The organism is Erwinia sp. MYb416 (assembly GCF_037479575.1).
In the GTDB taxonomy this organism is placed as follows: Bacteria; Pseudomonadota; Gammaproteobacteria; order Enterobacterales; family Enterobacteriaceae; genus Erwinia; species Erwinia rhapontici.
Genome location: NZ_JBBGYT010000117.1, coordinates 1 through 486 on the forward strand (window position 1 = coordinate 1; position 486 = coordinate 486).

1 protein-coding gene is annotated in these 486 nt (G+C 57.0%); it reads right to left on the reverse strand.

Annotated elements, in window-relative coordinates; all coding sequences use genetic code 11:
- Positions 1-70: 70 nt before the first annotated feature.
- Positions 71-486: rhodanese-like domain-containing protein (locus WH277_RS01080; protein ID WP_339503868.1), on the reverse strand; the 416-nt coding region annotated here is incomplete at its 5' end.

The following is a 486-nucleotide window of genomic DNA, read 5'->3' on the forward strand; positions in this document are numbered from 1 at the left end:
AATCGCCCGGTGTTTGCCGCCTTTGCCGTCCTGTTTGTACTGGTGCTGGTGCTCTGGATACTGCTTTAATTTAGCAACCGCAGTCGGGTAGCGTTGTCATTTCAGACCAACTGCCCGGCTGATCGCCTTCCGTTACCGGATGGTTATCGCGCCGCCAGAAATCCAGCCCGCCAATCAACTCCTTTACTCTGAATCCCGCCGCCGCCAGCTTCCATGCGCCTTTTGTTGACCCGTTACAGCCAATGCCGTCACAGTATGTGATATACACTTTCTCCCGGTCCCATCCCGCCAGCGTATCGGCATTCATTAAACGATGAGGAAAGCTGACGGCACCGCAGATATGCCCGGCGTGATACTGCTGCTCTGAGCGCGTATCAATCACCACGATCTCCGGCACGCCGTGTGCCAGATCCTGCGCCACATCCCAGGCATCAGCATACAGTGCCAGTTTCTGGCGCAACCACGCCTCACTCTGCTCAGGTGCCG